Origin of the sequence: Pseudomonas sp. (assembly GCF_030684895.1) — a bacterium.
Lineage (GTDB): Bacteria > Pseudomonadota > Gammaproteobacteria > Pseudomonadales > Pseudomonadaceae > Aquipseudomonas.
The window spans coordinates 1-15,453 of record NZ_JAUXXP010000010.1; the positions used below are offsets into that span (position 1 = coordinate 1).

The window sequence follows — 15,453 nt, forward strand, 5'->3', positions numbered from 1 at the left end:
CCCGAACTCAGTAGTGAAACGATGCATCGCCGATGGTAGTGTGGGGTTTCCCCATGTGAGAGTAGGTCATCGTCAAGCACCTATACCAAAACCCCCGATCAGGAAACTGGTCGGGGGTTTTACTTTGTGCGCCGAAAACAAACCACGCACAGGTGAGCCTTTGATAGGCAACTAAACAGCGCGTGGCTATGATGCCTGGACGCACTTTTATCAGGGTTCTTCTATGGCTGGTCCGGCACTCTCGGAGCCAATTTCCGCACTTGAGCTTAAGCAGCTGATTGCTTGTCATGAGTGCGATCTGCTGTTGCGCAGACCTGATGCGGGCGCAGGTGAGCGGGTTGAGTGCCCACGCTGTGGCTATGAGCTGTACACCCATCGTACACAGGTTGTGCGCCGCAGCATGGCGTTGGTGGTTGCGGCGTTGTTGTTGTATGTGCCGGCCAATTTCTTGCCGATCATGCAGCTCAACCTGCTTGGGCAGGCGACTGAGGACACCGTCTGGACGGGCGTGCTCGGGCTGTATAACAGCGGTATGCAGAGTGTCGCCGTGGTGGTGTTCCTCTGCAGCATGGCGGTGCCGCTGCTCAAGCTGTTGTGCCAGTTCGCTGTGCTGTTGAGTATCCGTCTGGATATTGGCCGCAGTTATGGTCTGCTGCTCTATCGCATTTATCACCATATGCGTGAGTGGGGCATGCTTGAGGTCTACCTGATGGGCATCCTGGTGGCGATTGTGAAGCTGGTCGATCTCGCCGAGCTGAGCATCGGTCTGGGGCTGCTGTGCTTTGTTGCGCTGTTACTGGTTCAGGTCTGGCTGGAGGTGACGATGTCGCCGCATCAGATCTGGGAAGCCTTGTCGGGAGAGGATGCACATGCGGGCGATTGATGCCGGGTTGTTGATTTGCCATGAATGTCACCAGCTCAATCCGCAGCAGCCGGACAGCGACAAGCAGTTCTGCACGCGCTGCGGTGGGCATGTGCATGCACGCCGCCCCAATAGTCTGGTGCGCACCTGGGCGTTGTTGCTGACGGCTGCGGTGTTGTATATCCCGGCCAATCTACTGCCTATCATGACGGTCAATTCGTTAGGCAAGGGTCAGTCCGATACCATCATGTCGGGCGTTATCGAACTGGTGAATTACGGCATGCTGCCGATTGCGGCGGTGGTATTTGTTGCCAGCATCCTAGTGCCGACGTTCAAACTGGTCGGTATTGCTCTGCTGCTTTATTCGGTACAGCGCCATCAACCGATGTCGGCGCGTCAGCGGATACTGATGTACCGCTTTATTGAATGGATCGGGCGCTGGTCGATGCTGGATATTTTTGTCATCGCGATTCTGGTGGCTGTGGTCAATTTCGGCAGTTTGGCGAGCATTGTGCCCGGTTATGGTGCCATCGCTTTTGCCAGCGTAGTGGTGCTGACCATGCTGGCCGCTTTAACCTTTGACCCTCGCTTGATATGGGATAACACGGACTCGGATGAAGACCATGAATGATTTGCCGTTGGCCAAGGCGCGCCCTGCTTCAAACTGGTCGGCTATCTGGGTATTACCGTTGATCGCGTTACTTATCGGTGGCTGGCTGGGGTGGCGTGCCTACAGTGAAGCCGGTATCGAAGTGCAGGTGATGTTCGCCAGTGGTGACGGTATTCAGCCAGGCAAGACCGAGGTGATTTTCAAGGGTATGCCGATCGGCAAGGTCACCGCTTTAGAGCTGGATGACAGCGGTGAACGACGTGGTGTGCGCGCGACCCTGGAAATGGACAAGCGGGTTGAGCAGTACCTGCGTAGTAACACGCGCTTCTGGCTGGTTAAACCGAGTGTGTCACTGGCGGGCATCACCGGGTTGGAAACCCTGGTGTCGGGTAACTACATTACCGCCAGCCCCGGTGATGGTGAACCTACGCGTGAATTTACTGCGCTGAGTGAGCCGCCACCCTTGGCTGACAACGCGCCTGGTTTGCACCTGACCCTCAAGGCCGAGCGCCTGGGTTCACTCAATCGTGATAGCCCGGTGTTCTACAAGCAGATCCAGGTGGGCCGGGTGAAGAGTTATGCCTTGATTGACGATCAGACCTTGGTCGAGATTAAGCTATTTATCGAACCGCAGTTTGCCTCTCTGGTGCGTAAACACACACGTTTCTGGAATGCCAGCGGCGTCTCCATTGATGCGGGTTTATCTGGGGTGAAGGTACGTACCGAGTCCCTTGCGAGCATTGTTGCTGGTGGGATTGCCTTTGCCACGCCGGAGCATCGCAAGGACAGTCCGCCGACTGACCCGAGTTTGCCGTTTCGTCTGTACGAAGACTTCGATAGCGCCCAGGCGGGAATTCGCGTATCGCTCAAACTGCATGATTTCGATGGGCTGGAGCCGGGTCGTACGCCGGTGATGTACAAGGGTATCCAGGTCGGTCACATGAAAACCTTCAAAATCGATCAGGATCTCAGCGGGGCGCAGGTGGAGCTGATGCTCGACCCTCGTACGGAGGACTATCTGGTTGAAGGCACAGACTTCTGGGTGGTCAAACCGTCGATTTCTCTGGCCGGAATAACCGGTCTGGAGGCCCTGGTCAAGGGCAACTACATTGCCCTTAGACCTGGCGATAAGGGCAATGCGCCGATGCGTGATTTTGTTGCCAGAGCCAAGGCGCCACCTCTTGACCTGTCTGCCCCGGGTTTGCATCTCGTGTTGTTCAGCGACACCCGTGGCTCTCTGGAAGTGGACAGCCCGGTACTGTTCAAGCAAGTCAAGGTTGGCACGGTGCAGAGTTTCCAGCTGTCGCGTGATAACAAGCAGGTGGCCTTTGGCGTGCATATTGAGCCGGAGTACGCCCATCTGGTGAATAACAGCACACGTTTCTGGAATGCCAGCGGTATTACCTTGAAGGGTGGCTTGTCGGGTGTCGAGGTCAAAAGCGAGTCGTTGCAGACTCTGTTGGCTGGCGGGATTAGTTTCGAAACCCCTGATCCCACAGCACCCAAGGATGGTAAGCGGGTGCAACGCTTCAATCTTTACAGCAGCCAGGAAAGTGCATTGGAGAAGGGGGTTGCCCTGACCATTCGAGTTGCCAGAGGTGATGGCTTGAGCCCAGGTACGGCAATTCGCTACAAGGGGCTGGATGTGGGCAAGGTGGAGCGAATCGAGCTGACCGACGATCTGCAGGCGGTGATCCTCCACGCTCGGGTAACCCAGGCGACGCAGCAGATTGCCCGTGTGGGGACGCAGTTCTGGGTGGTCAAGCCGGAGGTCAGTCTGACTCGAGCGGCTAACCTGGAAACTCTGGTCACTGGTCAATATCTGGAGGTACAGCCCTCTATCCAGAAGGGGGCTGCGCAGTTGAGCTTTACCGCAGCCGAGGCGCAGCCGAAAGCCAATGTTCCTGAACAGGGGCTGCGCTTGGTATTGAGTGCGGCGCGGCGGGGTTCGATCAAGCCCGGTGTAGTGGTCAGTTACCGTGAAGTGCCGGTGGGTAAGGTGACGGATTTTGAACTTGGCCCGACCTCGGATCGGGTGCTGATTCATGTGCTGATCGAGCCGCGTTATGCGCCGCTGGTACGCAGCGGTAGCCGTTTCTGGAATGCCAGCGGCATTGGTGTGGATGCCGGTCTGTTCAGTGGCGTGAAGGTGCGCACCGAGTCGCTGGAAGCTCTGCTGGAGGGCGGCATCGCCTTCGCCTCGCCGAATAACCCGGAGATGGGTGGGCCGGCGCAGCCAGGGCAGACCTTTGCCTTGTACGATGAGGTGAAGGAAGAGTGGTTGCGCTGGGCACCGAAGATAGCGCTGGAGAAATAACCGACAAGGGCCGCAATTGCGGCCCTTGTGTTTTATGGCGGGTGAGCCGGCGTTAGGCTGGCTCGGTGGCTGCGGTTGTGGTTTCAGCCTTGCTTTTGGCGTTATCGCGACGCTGGATATATTTCCAATCCGCTTCATCGATATAGATGCCGTTCGGCCCGCTGCCGCCTTCCAGGTCGATGGCCACATGGGCCGAGACCTGCGGTTTGACTGACGCCAGGATCGGTACAAAGCCGAGCTGCAGACTGGTTTCGATCAGCGCCTGCTGGTTCTTCTCATCGATATCCGCCGCTTCGTCCAGGTAGTAAGGCAGACGCACCTTGCCGGCCTGATCGCGGTCCATCAGGTGCAGCAACAGGTACATGTTGGTCAGCGCCTTGATGGTCATGGTGGTGCCGTTGGACGCCGCGCCATCGATATCGGTGTGGATTACCGGTTGGCCGTGCACCTTGGTAATCTCGAAGGCCAGTTCAAACAGGTCCTTCAAGCCCAACTGGTTATGGTTGGCTGCCACCAGGCGTGAGAGGTAGTCCTTGGCTTCCTCGTTCTTGCTGTCCTGCTCGCTGCTTTGCTGCAGGTCGAACACCGAGAGGGTTTCGCCTTCTTCGTACTGGCCGGCGCTGTGGATAATCTGGTCGATATGCTTAAGCGCGTCCTTGTTCGGTGCGAGGACGATGCGGAAGCTTTCCAGGTTGGACACCTGACGTTTGTTGATCTCGCGGTTGAACAGCGCCAGCTGGTGTTCCAGGTTGTCGTAGTCGCTGCGGATATTGCGCAAGGTGCGGGCGATATCGGTAACCGCCGCGCGACGTGCCTTGGCCAGGGTGATGGCTTCGTCCTGGCGGTGGGCGTAGGCGTTGACCAGCAGATGCAGGCGGCGCTCGACGTCATCCTCGCTGTCGAACTTGGCCACGCCTTTCAGGCGCACTTGTGCGTAAAGCGCCTCGATCTGCCCGTCGACCCGTTGCAGGCCCTGCCAGGCGTCTTGATAGTCATTGAGCAGCGGCAGCAGGTTGTCCAGGCTGTCATCCACTGGGTCGGTAAACGGCGTGCCGAACGGCAGGTTGGCCGGCAGCAGCTGCCGGCGGCGCAGGGCGTCTTCCAGGGTGCGCTCCTTGGCTTCCAGGTCGGCGAGCTGACGGCCGACCAATTGCAGCTTGGCGGAAAGCTGCTGTACGCGCTCGGTAAAGGCATCGGAGGCGCGCTTGAGTTCGTCCTGGGCGGCTTCCAACTGGGCCAGCTGCTCCAGTTTCTGCGGCTCTTCTACGGCCAGGGTTTGGCTTTTGCGGAAGTCTTCCAGGGCTTTCTGCGCGTCCAGTACGGCCTGGTAGAACTGCTCGGCCTGGGCCTTGCTCGCGGCGCGGTCGGAGGCTACGGCCTGCTGGGTTTTTAGCTGTTTGTATTCTCGGTCGAGGCGGTCTTTCTGGTCGCGCAAAGCGGCGCGGTCGGCCAGGGCCTGCAGGGCTGGCGGCTCGATATGCGAGAGGTCGATAGTCAGGCCGGGCACTTCGAAGTGCTCGCCCTTGAAGCCGTCGAGGATGGCTTCAAGGGATTTGACCCAGGCGTCGCCCTCGGCGACCTGAATGCCTTTCTCACCCAGCGGCAGGCTGAACAACTGGCCGTTAAACAGGCGCATCAGGCGGTCGACATCGGCCTGGCTGAATTCTTCACGCAGGCGTGAGTAGCTGTTGTTGTCGGCGTGTTCGAGCTGCTGTTTGACTGATTTCAGGCGTTTTTCCAGATCGCGCAGGCGCTCATCCAAATCCTCGGCGGAGAACTGCCGGGATTGCGCCAGGGCTCCCGCCAGCTCGTCGTGGGCGTCCTTGGCAGCCAGCAGCTGCTCTTCCAGCACCTTGGCATCAGTGACCAGGGCGAAGCGGTTTTTCAGTACCGACAGCTCGCCGAGCCAGCGTTGGATTTCGCTGATTTCGCGCTCCATACGCATCAGCTCCTGGGTGCCGCCGCGTTGCTCCTGCTGCAGGCCGTCCTGCTCGCCACGGTAGTGTTCGGCCTGGATCACCAGTTCCTCGCGGCGCGCGCCGGCGTAGTCCTGCCAGGTGCCGAGCAGTGAGTCGAGCAGCGGCGAGAGGCGGTGCAGTTTGCCGCGTAGCAGCTCGCGCTGGGCCACACCGGCTGCCAGGGCTTCGATCAAGGGGCCGGCGGTGACCAGCGCTTGGTAGTCCTGCTCCATGCGCCGCACATCACGGAAGGCTTCTTCGGTGGCGGCGATATAGTCGACGCTGCCCGAGCGCAGGCTGTGCTCGAAGGCGTCGAGAAACAGCTGCTTAAGCTTGGCCGCAGTAATCTCGCGCATATGCAGCAGGTTGATAAACAGCGCGCGGAAGGTCTTCAGGCTCTGCTCGCTGGTGGAGCGCAGCGGGATCAGGGTCAGGTCCAGCGGAATCGAGGTATGCCCGCCGACCAGCAGACGGCGCAGTTCCTCGGGTTTCAGCTCGTAGGCCTTGATGCCGTCGCGTTCCAGTGCGTTGAACAGCTCGCGCTGACGCAGGCAGGTGCCATTCTTCTGGTAGTGCTCAAGGTTCAGGGTGCCCTGGTAGGCGAAGAACTGGTGGCCGAAGCCGCCGCCCGGGCCGCGCCCGGCCACGCCGATCACGTGAGGGCCGTGGGGCAGGACGACTTCGACGAGGATATAGCTGGTGTCGCTGGCGAAGTAGAACTTGCGCGACTGTTCCAGGCTGTACTTGCCGAAGCTCATATCGGACATGCGCGCCAGAATCGGAAACTGCAAGGCGTTGATCGAGGCGGATTTACCGAGGTTGTTGGCCCCGTACACCGACAGCGGGTTTTCCAGCGGGAACAGGCCGAGGCTGTAGCCGGCGGTATTCAGTAGGGCGAAGCGGCGGATGCCGTAGCGTTCCTGGCTCATGCGAGGGTCTCCTGGGCGTCACGTCCTTCGGCCATGGCGCGGGCCAGGGCGTCTTCTTCGGATTCGTCGGTATCCGTTTCGCTGAGGCTGATGATTTCCTCTTCGGCCTCCTCATCCAGCAGCACCGGCGTTGGCAGCGGCAGGCTGCTGTGCAGGGTGGCGGCCAGGTCACGGTCCTGCTGCACGGAGAGGCAGACATCGAGGAAGCGGTGCATCGGCGCGAGAAAGCGGTAGATGCCGTTGTCTTCGCTGGCAAAGCCCAGCTGGGTCAGACGGCGCATGATTTTTTCTTCTAGCTCCTCAACGGTAGTGACTTCGGCCTGCAGGAACAGGTCGCGGTACTTCTCCAGCAGCGCCGGCAGTTCATCACGGCCGAGGCTGCCGCCGTCGAGCACGGCCAGCGGGTCGCGGCCCTGATCGGCCAGGTGTTCCACCAGAATAAAGGTGAACAGCGCCAGGCGCTGGGCGGTCTTGTTGACCTGCGCACCCATCTGCTCGGGGACGAAGTAGTAAAAGCCGCGGCTGTCGCAGGTCAGTTCATAGCCCAGGGCCTTGAACAGACCGCGGTACTGGTCCTGCTGGCTGGCCAGCTGGGTGTAGAGCTCCGGGTTGCTGCGGCTGATGTGGTAGCCCTTGAACAGCTCACGGAAGATCGGGGCGAGCTGGGTCAGTTCTTTTAGATCGATATTCATGCAGAGGCTCGCAAATCGGTGGGGCTTTGCTCCCCTCTCCCATTTATGGGAGAGGGGCCGGGGGAGAGGGGCTTGAGGGTCGCGTTGCATGGCTCTCCCTCTCCCCAGCCCTCTCCCAGAGGGAGAGGGGGCTGATAGTTGTCTGCCGCAGCCCTCATGGCGTACTTCCTATCAGCGAAAAGGAGCTCAGGCTGACCTGATGCTCGCGGGTGAGGTAGTCGCGACGTTCGAGACGCTCGCGCTGGAAACGGCCATCGCGGGACAGGCGCGAGAACCAGTAGAGCAATTCGTCGGTGGCGCCTTCGGGCTCCTGTTCCAGCAGCCAGACCATCAGGTCCGGCAGCGGCAGGGCCTGCTCGCAGCGTTCGATCATCTCCCGCGCCGTGCGTGGCGCGCGGGGTGCTTCGCCCTTGCGGCTGGCATGCGCCTTGGGGAACTGCGCCGGCTTGGGCTCGAAACGGGCCAGGGCATAGACATAGGCCTCGACCTGCGAAGCGGTGCCGAGGAAGGTGCTTTGCGGGCGACTGAACAGCGGCAGTGACGCCTGCGGTACTGCGTCCAGGCCCTTCTTGCGGATTGCCGCGAGGGCCAGGGCTGCGCCACGGGTTACGGCGTTATGCCGGCGCGCTTCCTCGCGCAGCGGCAGCAGCAGTTCGCGGGCGCGGCGCAGGGTCAGCTGGGCGGTGGTCTGCATTTCCAGGATGCGCGCGTGGGTGCGCAGCAGCAGGTCGTCATCCACCAGTTGGCCGAGGCGCTGCTGTTCGCCCAGCAGGCGCAGCAATACATGCTCGACGCGATAGACGCCCTGCTCGAAGGCGCCGTCGGCGGCCACCAGCTGGATCATCGGTTCGACGTATTCATCCCAGGTGGCCAGCACTTCGGCGTAGCGCTGACGCAGCGGAATTTGCCTATCTGAGGTCTTGGCCCGGTCGGCCACGGCGACCAGGGCCTGCTCGTCGTTGGCAAGCTTCTTCAATACATCGCGCACGCGCATATCGAGCAAACGCAGCTGGCGCGCCAGATCGGCGGCGTCACGCACCTCGAAGGCATCCTTGATATAACCGGCCAGGCGCTCCAGATGTCGCAAATAGGCTTCGATCTCCAGGCACAGGCCCAGGCGGTGTTCGCGGCGCAGGTAGGCCAGAAAGTCGTGGATCTGCGCGTTCAGCTCGAAGCGATTCGGGCTCTTGGCCACCGGCACCAGGATATCCAGGCGAATCCACTGATCGAGCAGGGCGGTGACATCGGTGGGCGTGCCTTCGGGCAACTGCGCGGCCAGCTGATTGCGCAGCTCCACCAGGCTCAGGGTGCCGGCATCGAAGCGCTCGCACAGCGGCTCTAGCAACGTCCAGTGTTCAGCAAGGGCGCGCAGTACGCGCTTGGGATCAATCATCGGGGCATCCGCTCCGCGGGCTTTTCGCAAAAAACGCCGATTGTACTGCAAGCCGTGGCCAAGGCTTGAGTGTCAGTCATCGTCTGTTCGCAGTTGCCTGCGCGCGTGTAACCCAGGGTGTGGTGATGGGTAACAGCGTGGCGGCGCTTTGCTGTGCGGTTGGGGCAGATTTTCGAGGATTTCTCGACTATGGGTCGGCACGTTTAGCCAGCCGGCTTTTTATAGTGCTAATCAAGGCGTGGAGCCCCCAGGGCTCTGCCATTCAAATAAGAACGACAGGGAATCAGCCATGCGTCCGACCCTCGGCTTTGCCAACACTGCACTCGCCTTGCTCTGTGCCGGATTAATCTGCACCACTGCTCAGGCCAAGATGGTTGAACTGGCGGATAGCGAGTTGTCGGACGTGACCGGTCAGGCCTTTATCAATCTGACGACGGACAGCAATGCCGGGATCAACTACACCCGTATCAATTTCGGCATGAATGTCGAAACCCAGTTGAATATGAAAAAGTTGCAGCTTGGCCAGTACAACGATTCGGTGACTCGCCCAGGGGAGGCATTGGGCTCCTCTGACATCCTGATCAACAACTTTGCATTGGGTACGGTAAACGCCGACGACAGCATTAACCCGTTCAAGATCGCCAATCCTTTTCTGGAATTGGCGTATTCGGGTAACAAGGTAGTGGGCGTGCGTATTGGTTTTGGCGAGGCCAAAGGCATTCTGTCCGGGGATATTCAGAGTCTGACGGGCAATATCCCTGTTCACATCAAGGGTACGGCAGATGCTGTGTATAACAGCGCTAATGGTCTGCAGCAAACAGCATTGTTTCTGGGCGGGATTTACCGTTCCAGCGTGCTTGAGGCAGATGCTCAATTGGTGGCATCCAATGGCGCTGCAGACCCCGTTCGTGCCGGTCTGGCAGGGATCAAAAATGGCGACGGTCTAAACTGTACCAGCGGTTGTTTGCCGGGTATTTCTGATGCCGCGCTGGCCCTGCTTAAGTCCAATGGCTGTGCCTTGCTGGGTATTCAGACCTGTTTCTCGTTATCGCAATTCCAGTCTCTTCCTGTCGGTAATATGGCCGTCAATGACTCGGCCGCTACTGCCGCGATTGAGGGCGCAGCCAAAGGTTTCTTTATTTCCATGCAAACCCAAGATGTGGCCTGGCGTGACATGGATAGTAATGCGCTGATCAATACGTTGAAGGGGGCCTTTATGAACCTGCCCAAATACCGTGATGCCAACGGCAATATGGTGGCCCCGATCAATATCAACTTTGAGCAGGCTTTCAATGGTATTCCCCGGCAGGACACCTGCTTGGGCACAGCCACTGCGGGGTGCTGATGATGCGCGCGCTGATTGCTGCTGCTTCGTTGATGCTGATGTCTGGGGCTGCCCAGGCAGAATTACAGGCGCTGGATGATCAGGAACTCTCCGCCGTTCAGGGCGCCGGATTCGGCTTTGTGCTGGATGGTGTGTTGCTGGATGCCTCAGGTGCGGTGATCACCATCAATGACATCAACAATGCCTCGGGGCAGAACGTGCCGATTTCGGTGAAGGAGTTCTACCTAGGCGCCACCGGCAGTAATAAAGGTGCGAACTTGAACCCGGTGAGTATTGGTCGATTGGATCATCCGTTTGAGATCACTCTGGCCAAAGGCGAGAGCTTGCGCACGCTGCGCGATGACGGCCAATGGGTGCAGACCACGCCGAGCAATGTCAGCGTGCTGGAGTTCAAGTTTCCCGAACGCTTGACCGGTGCTGGTGGGCAGGCCTGTATCAGCGGCTATGCGGCTGCCGGGAGCAACTGCTCCAGCCGCGCTTCCGAGCGAGTCGATTTGGGTATTCGCTTTGACTTCCAGGTCGCCGCCGGGCGCACCGACATCATCAATCTTGATTTCAGCGAGCTGGTTATGGACGGCAGCTACCTGCGGCTATGGGGTGATGACCCAAGGGGGCAGCTGGTGGGCGAGGCACGGGTAAATCTCTTTGCCAAGAGCCTACAGCTGATGTCTTGCGCTGCAGGAACGGCCAATTGCACCACTGCGCAAGAACAGACCGCTCGCACCCTGACGCTGAGCAATGCCTACGCCAATATTTCGCTGGGTTACGGTAAGAGCCAGCCGTTGCTGTTTGATGTCAGCAGTAATGGTCAATTTGTGCTGGAACTGCCCAATCCGGTGACACGTGCCGCCAATGGCAGTGCGCGTCCGGTAGCTGAGCGTAATGCGATTGCCAGTGACTTCTATGCCAACGCCCCACGCACCAATATCGTGATCGACAACCTCAAAGCCGGCACAGGCAGCTTTTCTACCGGTGGCTACAACTTTGGCTACAACGCCATCCAGGGGCTCAGCATCAACTACCTGAAGGTGACCAGCCGTGATCTCTAAAGTCTGGTTAGTCATCATCGCGCTGCTCGCCATGCCGGCTTTTGCCGAGATGCAGGCATTGGACGATGACACCCTGAGCAGCATGAACGGCCAGGGTGGGGTTTACCTCTCCGGTGAGTTCAGTATCAACAAGGACGGTGGCGTGCTGTGGAGCAAGCCGGCCAGCAACAACCCCAGTACCTGGACGGCCGGCCAGCGCAGCTGCGCTACGGCGGGCGCCAGCACGGCGGAAAACTGCGGCATGCGCGTGGCGATTCGCTCCGAGGCCGATGGCGGCTGGTACGTGCTGGACAACCTCAAGGGCGTGTTCAGCTTTGAAGGCCTGACCCTGCGCACCCGTACCATCAACAGTGGTTTCAACGGTGATGGCGCAGCCTTTAACCAGGATGTGCTGGAGTTCGGTCTGCCCAACGAGGTGAAGTTCAAGGATGGCAGTTTTGCCTTTGGCGTGGCCAATCAGGGCGGCTGGCAGAACAAATCGCTGAGCGCGGCCAACGGCGGTAACCCGTCGTATCAGCAGACCAATATCTTCTCGGCGAAGATCGACGGCACCATCCGCATGCAGGGCAACGTGCTGATCTTTCCGCAGAATTGAGGAGCAGGGCCATGCACCGTCATTCGCTGTTATTGCTCGCGCTTCTGAGTCCACTGACGCAGGCCATGCAGGCGCTGGATGATCAGGCGCTGTCGTCCGTCAGCGGGCGCGATGGTATCAGCCTGCAAACCACTGGCGCTGGTTGGTCGGCCAGCAGTATTGATTACAAACAGGATGGCCAGACCCTTAGCCTCAAGGGTGTGCGTGGCACACCGCAAACGGCGGGCAGCAGCTCGACCACCACGCTGGATGTCGTGGGTAATCAGCTGCGGGTGCAGCACAGCGGCAGTGCCCAAGTGCTGAGTGTCGATAACATCGAACTGGCCGGCAGCAGCAAAAGCTTTGGTGCCTTTCGCGCGTTTTTCACCCTGGGCGCCAGCCTTAAACTGAGCGGCGGCGGGGCCAGTGGCGTCAGTGGCTTTCGCGTGGATGACAGCCAGCTGTCGCTGAGCGCGGCGACCTTTTATTACCGCGACAATGGCTTTGACCTGATCGTCAAAGGCCTGTCATTCGATACCTACCTGAACAACGCCTATCTGGATATTGTCAGCGGCGGCAGCGGCCAGGAGATCAAGCTGGATCTGGGCACTTCGCGCTTTGTCGGCTCGATTGCCGGTATCGGCCTCGATCTGGCCCATGGCGACCCAACTAGCGGTGTAGCGGTGACGCCGGGCACTCCCGATCTACGTGATGTCGATGCACAGCGCAGCTTCGGCAAACTGAATATGGATCTGCGCCTGGGTGGCAGCATCCGCATTGCTGGCGGCGGTGCCAGTGGCGAGGGCTTGCGGATCAAGCCGAATATCACCATCGCCAACAGTCTGTTCCAGTATCAGGATGAAGGCGTGCTGCGCGCCGAGAACTTCGCCGGCAGCTTGATCAGCAACGCCGGGCTGACCCTGGATCTGGAACAGGACGGCGCTGGCAGCTATGCCAAAATCGCCTTTCAGGACCTCAAGCTCAACGCCACCCTCGGCGGCCTGATCATGGGCAATCCGAGCAATCAGAAACTCGGTGGCCTGGCGCTGGATCTGAATTTTCTCGATCAGGGCGCGCGGCAGAACTGGTTGAAGCTGCGTCCAGGCGGCGACCCCAACTCCGGGCAGAAAGGCATCAGTGCCGATCTCAGCTGGAATATGCTCAACAGTTCCCTGGCCCTGACCGATAACGGCAACAGCATGTGGTTTAGCGGCTTGCGCACCCACGGCACCGGCCAGTTTACCTTCGATCTGAGCAAAAGCTGCGCGGCTGGTATCAGCGCGGGCTGCTATGCCGGTAGCAACAGCGATATGAACAGCGGTGGCTATAACGGTCACTTCGACGGTATGCGCTTGGGGCTGAAGAACATCGTCGGCAGCTACAGCTTTGATGGGCTGCGGGTTGGTACGCCCAACGCGCCACTGCAGGGCGGCACCGAGTTGCTGGTGTTGATGGAAATCTTCCCGGCCTATGATTTCACCCTCAATGGCCAGGTCACCCTGCGTGCCGGCGGCGCCGTGGGTGATGGCCTGCGTTATAACGCCGACTTCTATATCACCGAGGCCAATGCGGCGATCACCGTGGATGAAAACGGCCGCGGCTTGTGGCTGTCGGGCAGCAGCTATGAAATGCATTACCGCGAAGGCTCGCTGGATATCAGCAACAACGGTGTCGAACTGCGCAAAGGCACCTACTGGTCGAAGCTGGATGTCGGCAACGTGCGTTGGGGTGACCGTCTGACCGGCAGCAGCATTGGTCGCCTGGTGCTCAAGCGTTATGAGCAGGGTTCGACCCTGGCCATCAGCTCGGGCGGTGCCGGTGCGCTGTGCGTAGGCGGTAGTGGCAGCTCTTCGGCGGCGTGCGTGGCCAGTGGCGGGCGCTGGGAGGATCGTGGCGACGAAGGGATTTCGGTCAAACTGAAGAACGTCTTCGTGCGCGACGGCTCCGGCAATCCGGCCAACGCCGTATCGAGCAATGAGAAGCGTAACCAGATCATCATCGAAACAGGGCGGGTCAACGGAGTGAATGGCACGGGTAGCCAGCTGGTGGTGGATAACTTCCACACCGCCGACGGCAACCCGAGCAACCCGAACGCCAACGCCTATGGATTCAACGTCGATCTAAACCTTGATGTGGCACCGACCAAGGTATGCAACAAGACGGCCTCCGGTTGTACGCCGGTCAGCCCCGATCCGCTGGGCTTTGCGGTCAACGGCCGGGTGCATTTCAAGGAAGTGAATATCGACCGGATTCAGCACGTCCACCCCACCGGCGGTGCCGTGACTTCTATGTACGGGGTCAAGCTGCAGAACGCCGACATCCGCGCCAACCTGACGGCCACGCCGATCAACTGAGCCGCAGAATAAGCGCCGTGCTGGCGCTTATTACCGTCATGCCCCTGTCATCCTTGTTGGTCATTCTGCTGGCGCGCTGTAGGGCGCGTCGGTTGCTTCACGTTGGCCGCCCAGTCGTTGCCAATGGTCGCTGAATCGACGAAATATCCCCGTTGCTCTTTCGATATGTGCCGGTTGTCGGCACAATTCGCCTCCACTTTTTGGGGGGAGCAGCCTCTGCTCTCCGTTGGCCGACCTTGCACGGGGCACCGAAATGATCAAAACGCCTTACTACCTGATCGATAAACAGAAGCTCTTGGTTAACCTGGAGAAGATCGCCTATGTGCGCGAGCACTCCGGTGCCAAGGCGCTGCTGGCGCTCAAGTGCTTTGCCACCTGGTCGGTGTTCGACCTGATGCAGCAATACATGGATGGCACCACCTCGTCCTCGCTGTACGAGCTCAAGCTCGGTCGGCAGAAGTTCGCCGGTGAAACTCACGCCTATAGCGTGGCCTGGGCCGATGACGAAATCCCCGAGATGCTGGCCAACTGCGACAAGATCATCTTCAACTCCATCGGCCAGCTCGAACGCTTCGCCGAGGCCTCCGCTGGCAAGGTGCGCGGCCTGCGCGTCAACCCGCAGGTGAGCAGCTCCGACTACCTGCTGGCCGACCCGGCGCGGCCGTTCAGCCGCCTCGGCGAGTGGGACCCGGAAAAGATCGCGGGCGTGATGGATAAGGTCAGCGGCTTTATGTTCCACAACAACTGTGAGAACGGCAGTTTCGAGCTGTTCGATCAGATGTTAACCACCATCGAGGAGCGCTTCGGCCACCTGTTGGAGCAGGTCGAGTGGGTCAGCCTCGGTGGCGGCATTCACTTCACCGGCGACGACTACCCACTAGATCAGTTCTGCGCACGGCTCAAGGCGTTCTCCGAGCGCTTCGGCGTGCAGGTGTATCTGGAACCGGGCGAGGCGGCGATCACCCTGAGCTCCTCGCTGGAAGTCACTGTGCTCGACACCCTGTACAACGGCAAGCATCTGGCCGTGGTCGACAGCTCCATCGAAGCGCACATGCTTGATCTGCTGATCTACCGGCTCAACGCCAAGATGGAACCCTGCAGTGGCGAATTCAGCTACATGGTGTGCGGTAAGTCGTGCCTGGCGGGGGACATCTTTGGTGAGTACCAATTCGACAAGCCACTGGCCATCGGTGATCGCCTGTCGTTTATCGACGCAGCGGGTTACACCATGGTCAAGAAGAACTGGTTCAACGGCCTGAAAATGCCGTCCATCGTGGTCAAGCAGCTCGACGGCAGCGTCGAGGTGGTTCGCGAGTTTGGCTTTGACGATTACCTGTCCAGCCTGAGCTGATTCGTAGGGTGGACGGCGC

General features: G+C 59.7%; 10 protein-coding genes and 1 pseudogene. 8 read left to right on the forward strand and 3 right to left on the reverse strand.

The window, feature by feature from the left end:
- The first annotated feature begins 223 nt into the window (after positions 1-223).
- Genes Q8M42_RS01165 through Q8M42_RS01175 form a run of 3 tightly spaced genes read left to right on the forward strand, consistent with a single transcriptional unit; the run spans position 224 to position 3,789 of the window.
- The gene (locus Q8M42_RS01165; protein WP_304869876.1) at positions 224-883 is read left to right on the forward strand and encodes a paraquat-inducible protein A; all 660 of its coding nucleotides are present in this window, start codon (positions 224-226) and stop codon (positions 881-883) included.
- Positions 870-1,493 (forward strand): paraquat-inducible protein A, encoded by a 624-nt coding sequence (locus Q8M42_RS01170; RefSeq protein ID WP_304869878.1) that lies wholly within the window; start codon positions 870-872, stop codon positions 1,491-1,493. Before Q8M42_RS01165 ends, Q8M42_RS01170 begins: the two co-directional genes overlap by 14 nt.
- Positions 1,486-3,789 carry a PqiB family protein gene (locus tag Q8M42_RS01175; RefSeq protein WP_304869880.1) on the forward strand — a complete coding sequence of 768 codons (2,304 nt, stop codon included), beginning with the start codon at positions 1,486-1,488 and terminating at the stop codon, positions 3,787-3,789. The genes Q8M42_RS01170 and Q8M42_RS01175 overlap by 8 nt, the downstream gene beginning before the upstream one ends.
- A gap of 36 nt (positions 3,790-3,825) precedes the next feature.
- Here the strand turns inward: Q8M42_RS01175 and mksF are convergent.
- From mksF to mksB, 3 genes and pseudogenes are all read right to left on the reverse strand, one after another.
- Positions 3,826-6,676 (reverse strand): annotated as a pseudogene (gene mksF, locus Q8M42_RS01180) (Mks condensin complex protein MksF); the annotation flags it as partial.
- Positions 6,673-7,368, reverse strand: coding sequence for an Mks condensin complex protein MksE (gene mksE / locus Q8M42_RS01185; protein WP_304869884.1), 696 nt, complete (start codon positions 7,366-7,368; stop codon positions 6,673-6,675). The gene mksE and the pseudogene mksF, both read right to left, overlap by 4 nt.
- A gap of 154 nt (positions 7,369-7,522) precedes the next feature.
- The gene (gene mksB, locus Q8M42_RS01190; protein WP_304869886.1) at positions 7,523-8,761 is read right to left on the reverse strand and encodes an Mks condensin complex protein MksB; all 1,239 of its coding nucleotides are present in this window, start codon (positions 8,759-8,761) and stop codon (positions 7,523-7,525) included.
- Between the two features lie 289 nt (positions 8,762-9,050).
- Here mksB and Q8M42_RS01195 point away from each other — a divergent pair, with 289 nt between their 5' ends.
- From Q8M42_RS01195 to Q8M42_RS01215, 5 genes are all read left to right on the forward strand, one after another.
- Positions 9,051-10,106, forward strand: a complete 1,056-nt coding sequence (locus Q8M42_RS01195; RefSeq protein WP_304869888.1) for a DUF6160 family protein — start codon at positions 9,051-9,053, stop codon at positions 10,104-10,106.
- A complete protein-coding gene (locus Q8M42_RS01200) occupies positions 10,106-11,155 on the forward strand; it encodes a hypothetical protein (protein ID WP_304869890.1) in 1,050 nt (349 codons plus the stop codon). The genes Q8M42_RS01195 and Q8M42_RS01200 overlap by 1 nt, the downstream gene beginning before the upstream one ends.
- Positions 11,145-11,750 carry a DUF6160 family protein gene (locus tag Q8M42_RS01205; RefSeq protein WP_370692751.1) on the forward strand — a complete coding sequence of 202 codons (606 nt, stop codon included), beginning with the start codon at positions 11,145-11,147 and terminating at the stop codon, positions 11,748-11,750. The genes Q8M42_RS01200 and Q8M42_RS01205 overlap by 11 nt, the downstream gene beginning before the upstream one ends.
- A gap of 11 nt (positions 11,751-11,761) precedes the next feature.
- Entirely contained in the window at positions 11,762-14,083 is a 2,322-nt protein-coding gene (locus Q8M42_RS01210) for a DUF6160 family protein (protein WP_304869892.1), read from the forward strand.
- Between the two features lie 253 nt (positions 14,084-14,336).
- A complete protein-coding gene (locus Q8M42_RS01215) occupies positions 14,337-15,434 on the forward strand; it encodes a carboxynorspermidine decarboxylase (protein ID WP_304869893.1) in 1,098 nt (365 codons plus the stop codon).
- Positions 15,435-15,453 lie beyond the last annotated feature (19 nt).

Excerpts from the sequence above, each read along its gene's own strand:
- Q8M42_RS01200 (WP_304869890.1), top strand. The coding sequence starts at position 10,106 with ATGATGCGCGCGCTGATTGCTGCTGCTTCGTTGATGCTGATGTCTGGG.
- mksB (WP_304869886.1), bottom strand. The coding sequence starts at position 8,761 with ATGATTGATCCCAAGCGCGTACTGCGCGCCCTTGCTGAACACTGGACG.
- Q8M42_RS01215 (WP_304869893.1), top strand. The coding sequence starts at position 14,337 with ATGATCAAAACGCCTTACTACCTGATCGATAAACAGAAGCTCTTGGTT.
- Q8M42_RS01210 (WP_304869892.1), top strand. The coding sequence starts at position 11,762 with ATGCACCGTCATTCGCTGTTATTGCTCGCGCTTCTGAGTCCACTGACG.
- Q8M42_RS01170 (WP_304869878.1), top strand. The coding sequence starts at position 870 with ATGCGGGCGATTGATGCCGGGTTGTTGATTTGCCATGAATGTCACCAG.
- Q8M42_RS01195 (WP_304869888.1), top strand. The coding sequence starts at position 9,051 with ATGCGTCCGACCCTCGGCTTTGCCAACACTGCACTCGCCTTGCTCTGT.
- Q8M42_RS01165 (WP_304869876.1), top strand. The coding sequence starts at position 224 with ATGGCTGGTCCGGCACTCTCGGAGCCAATTTCCGCACTTGAGCTTAAG.
- Q8M42_RS01175 (WP_304869880.1), top strand. The coding sequence starts at position 1,486 with ATGAATGATTTGCCGTTGGCCAAGGCGCGCCCTGCTTCAAACTGGTCG.
- mksE (WP_304869884.1), bottom strand. The coding sequence starts at position 7,368 with ATGAATATCGATCTAAAAGAACTGACCCAGCTCGCCCCGATCTTCCGT.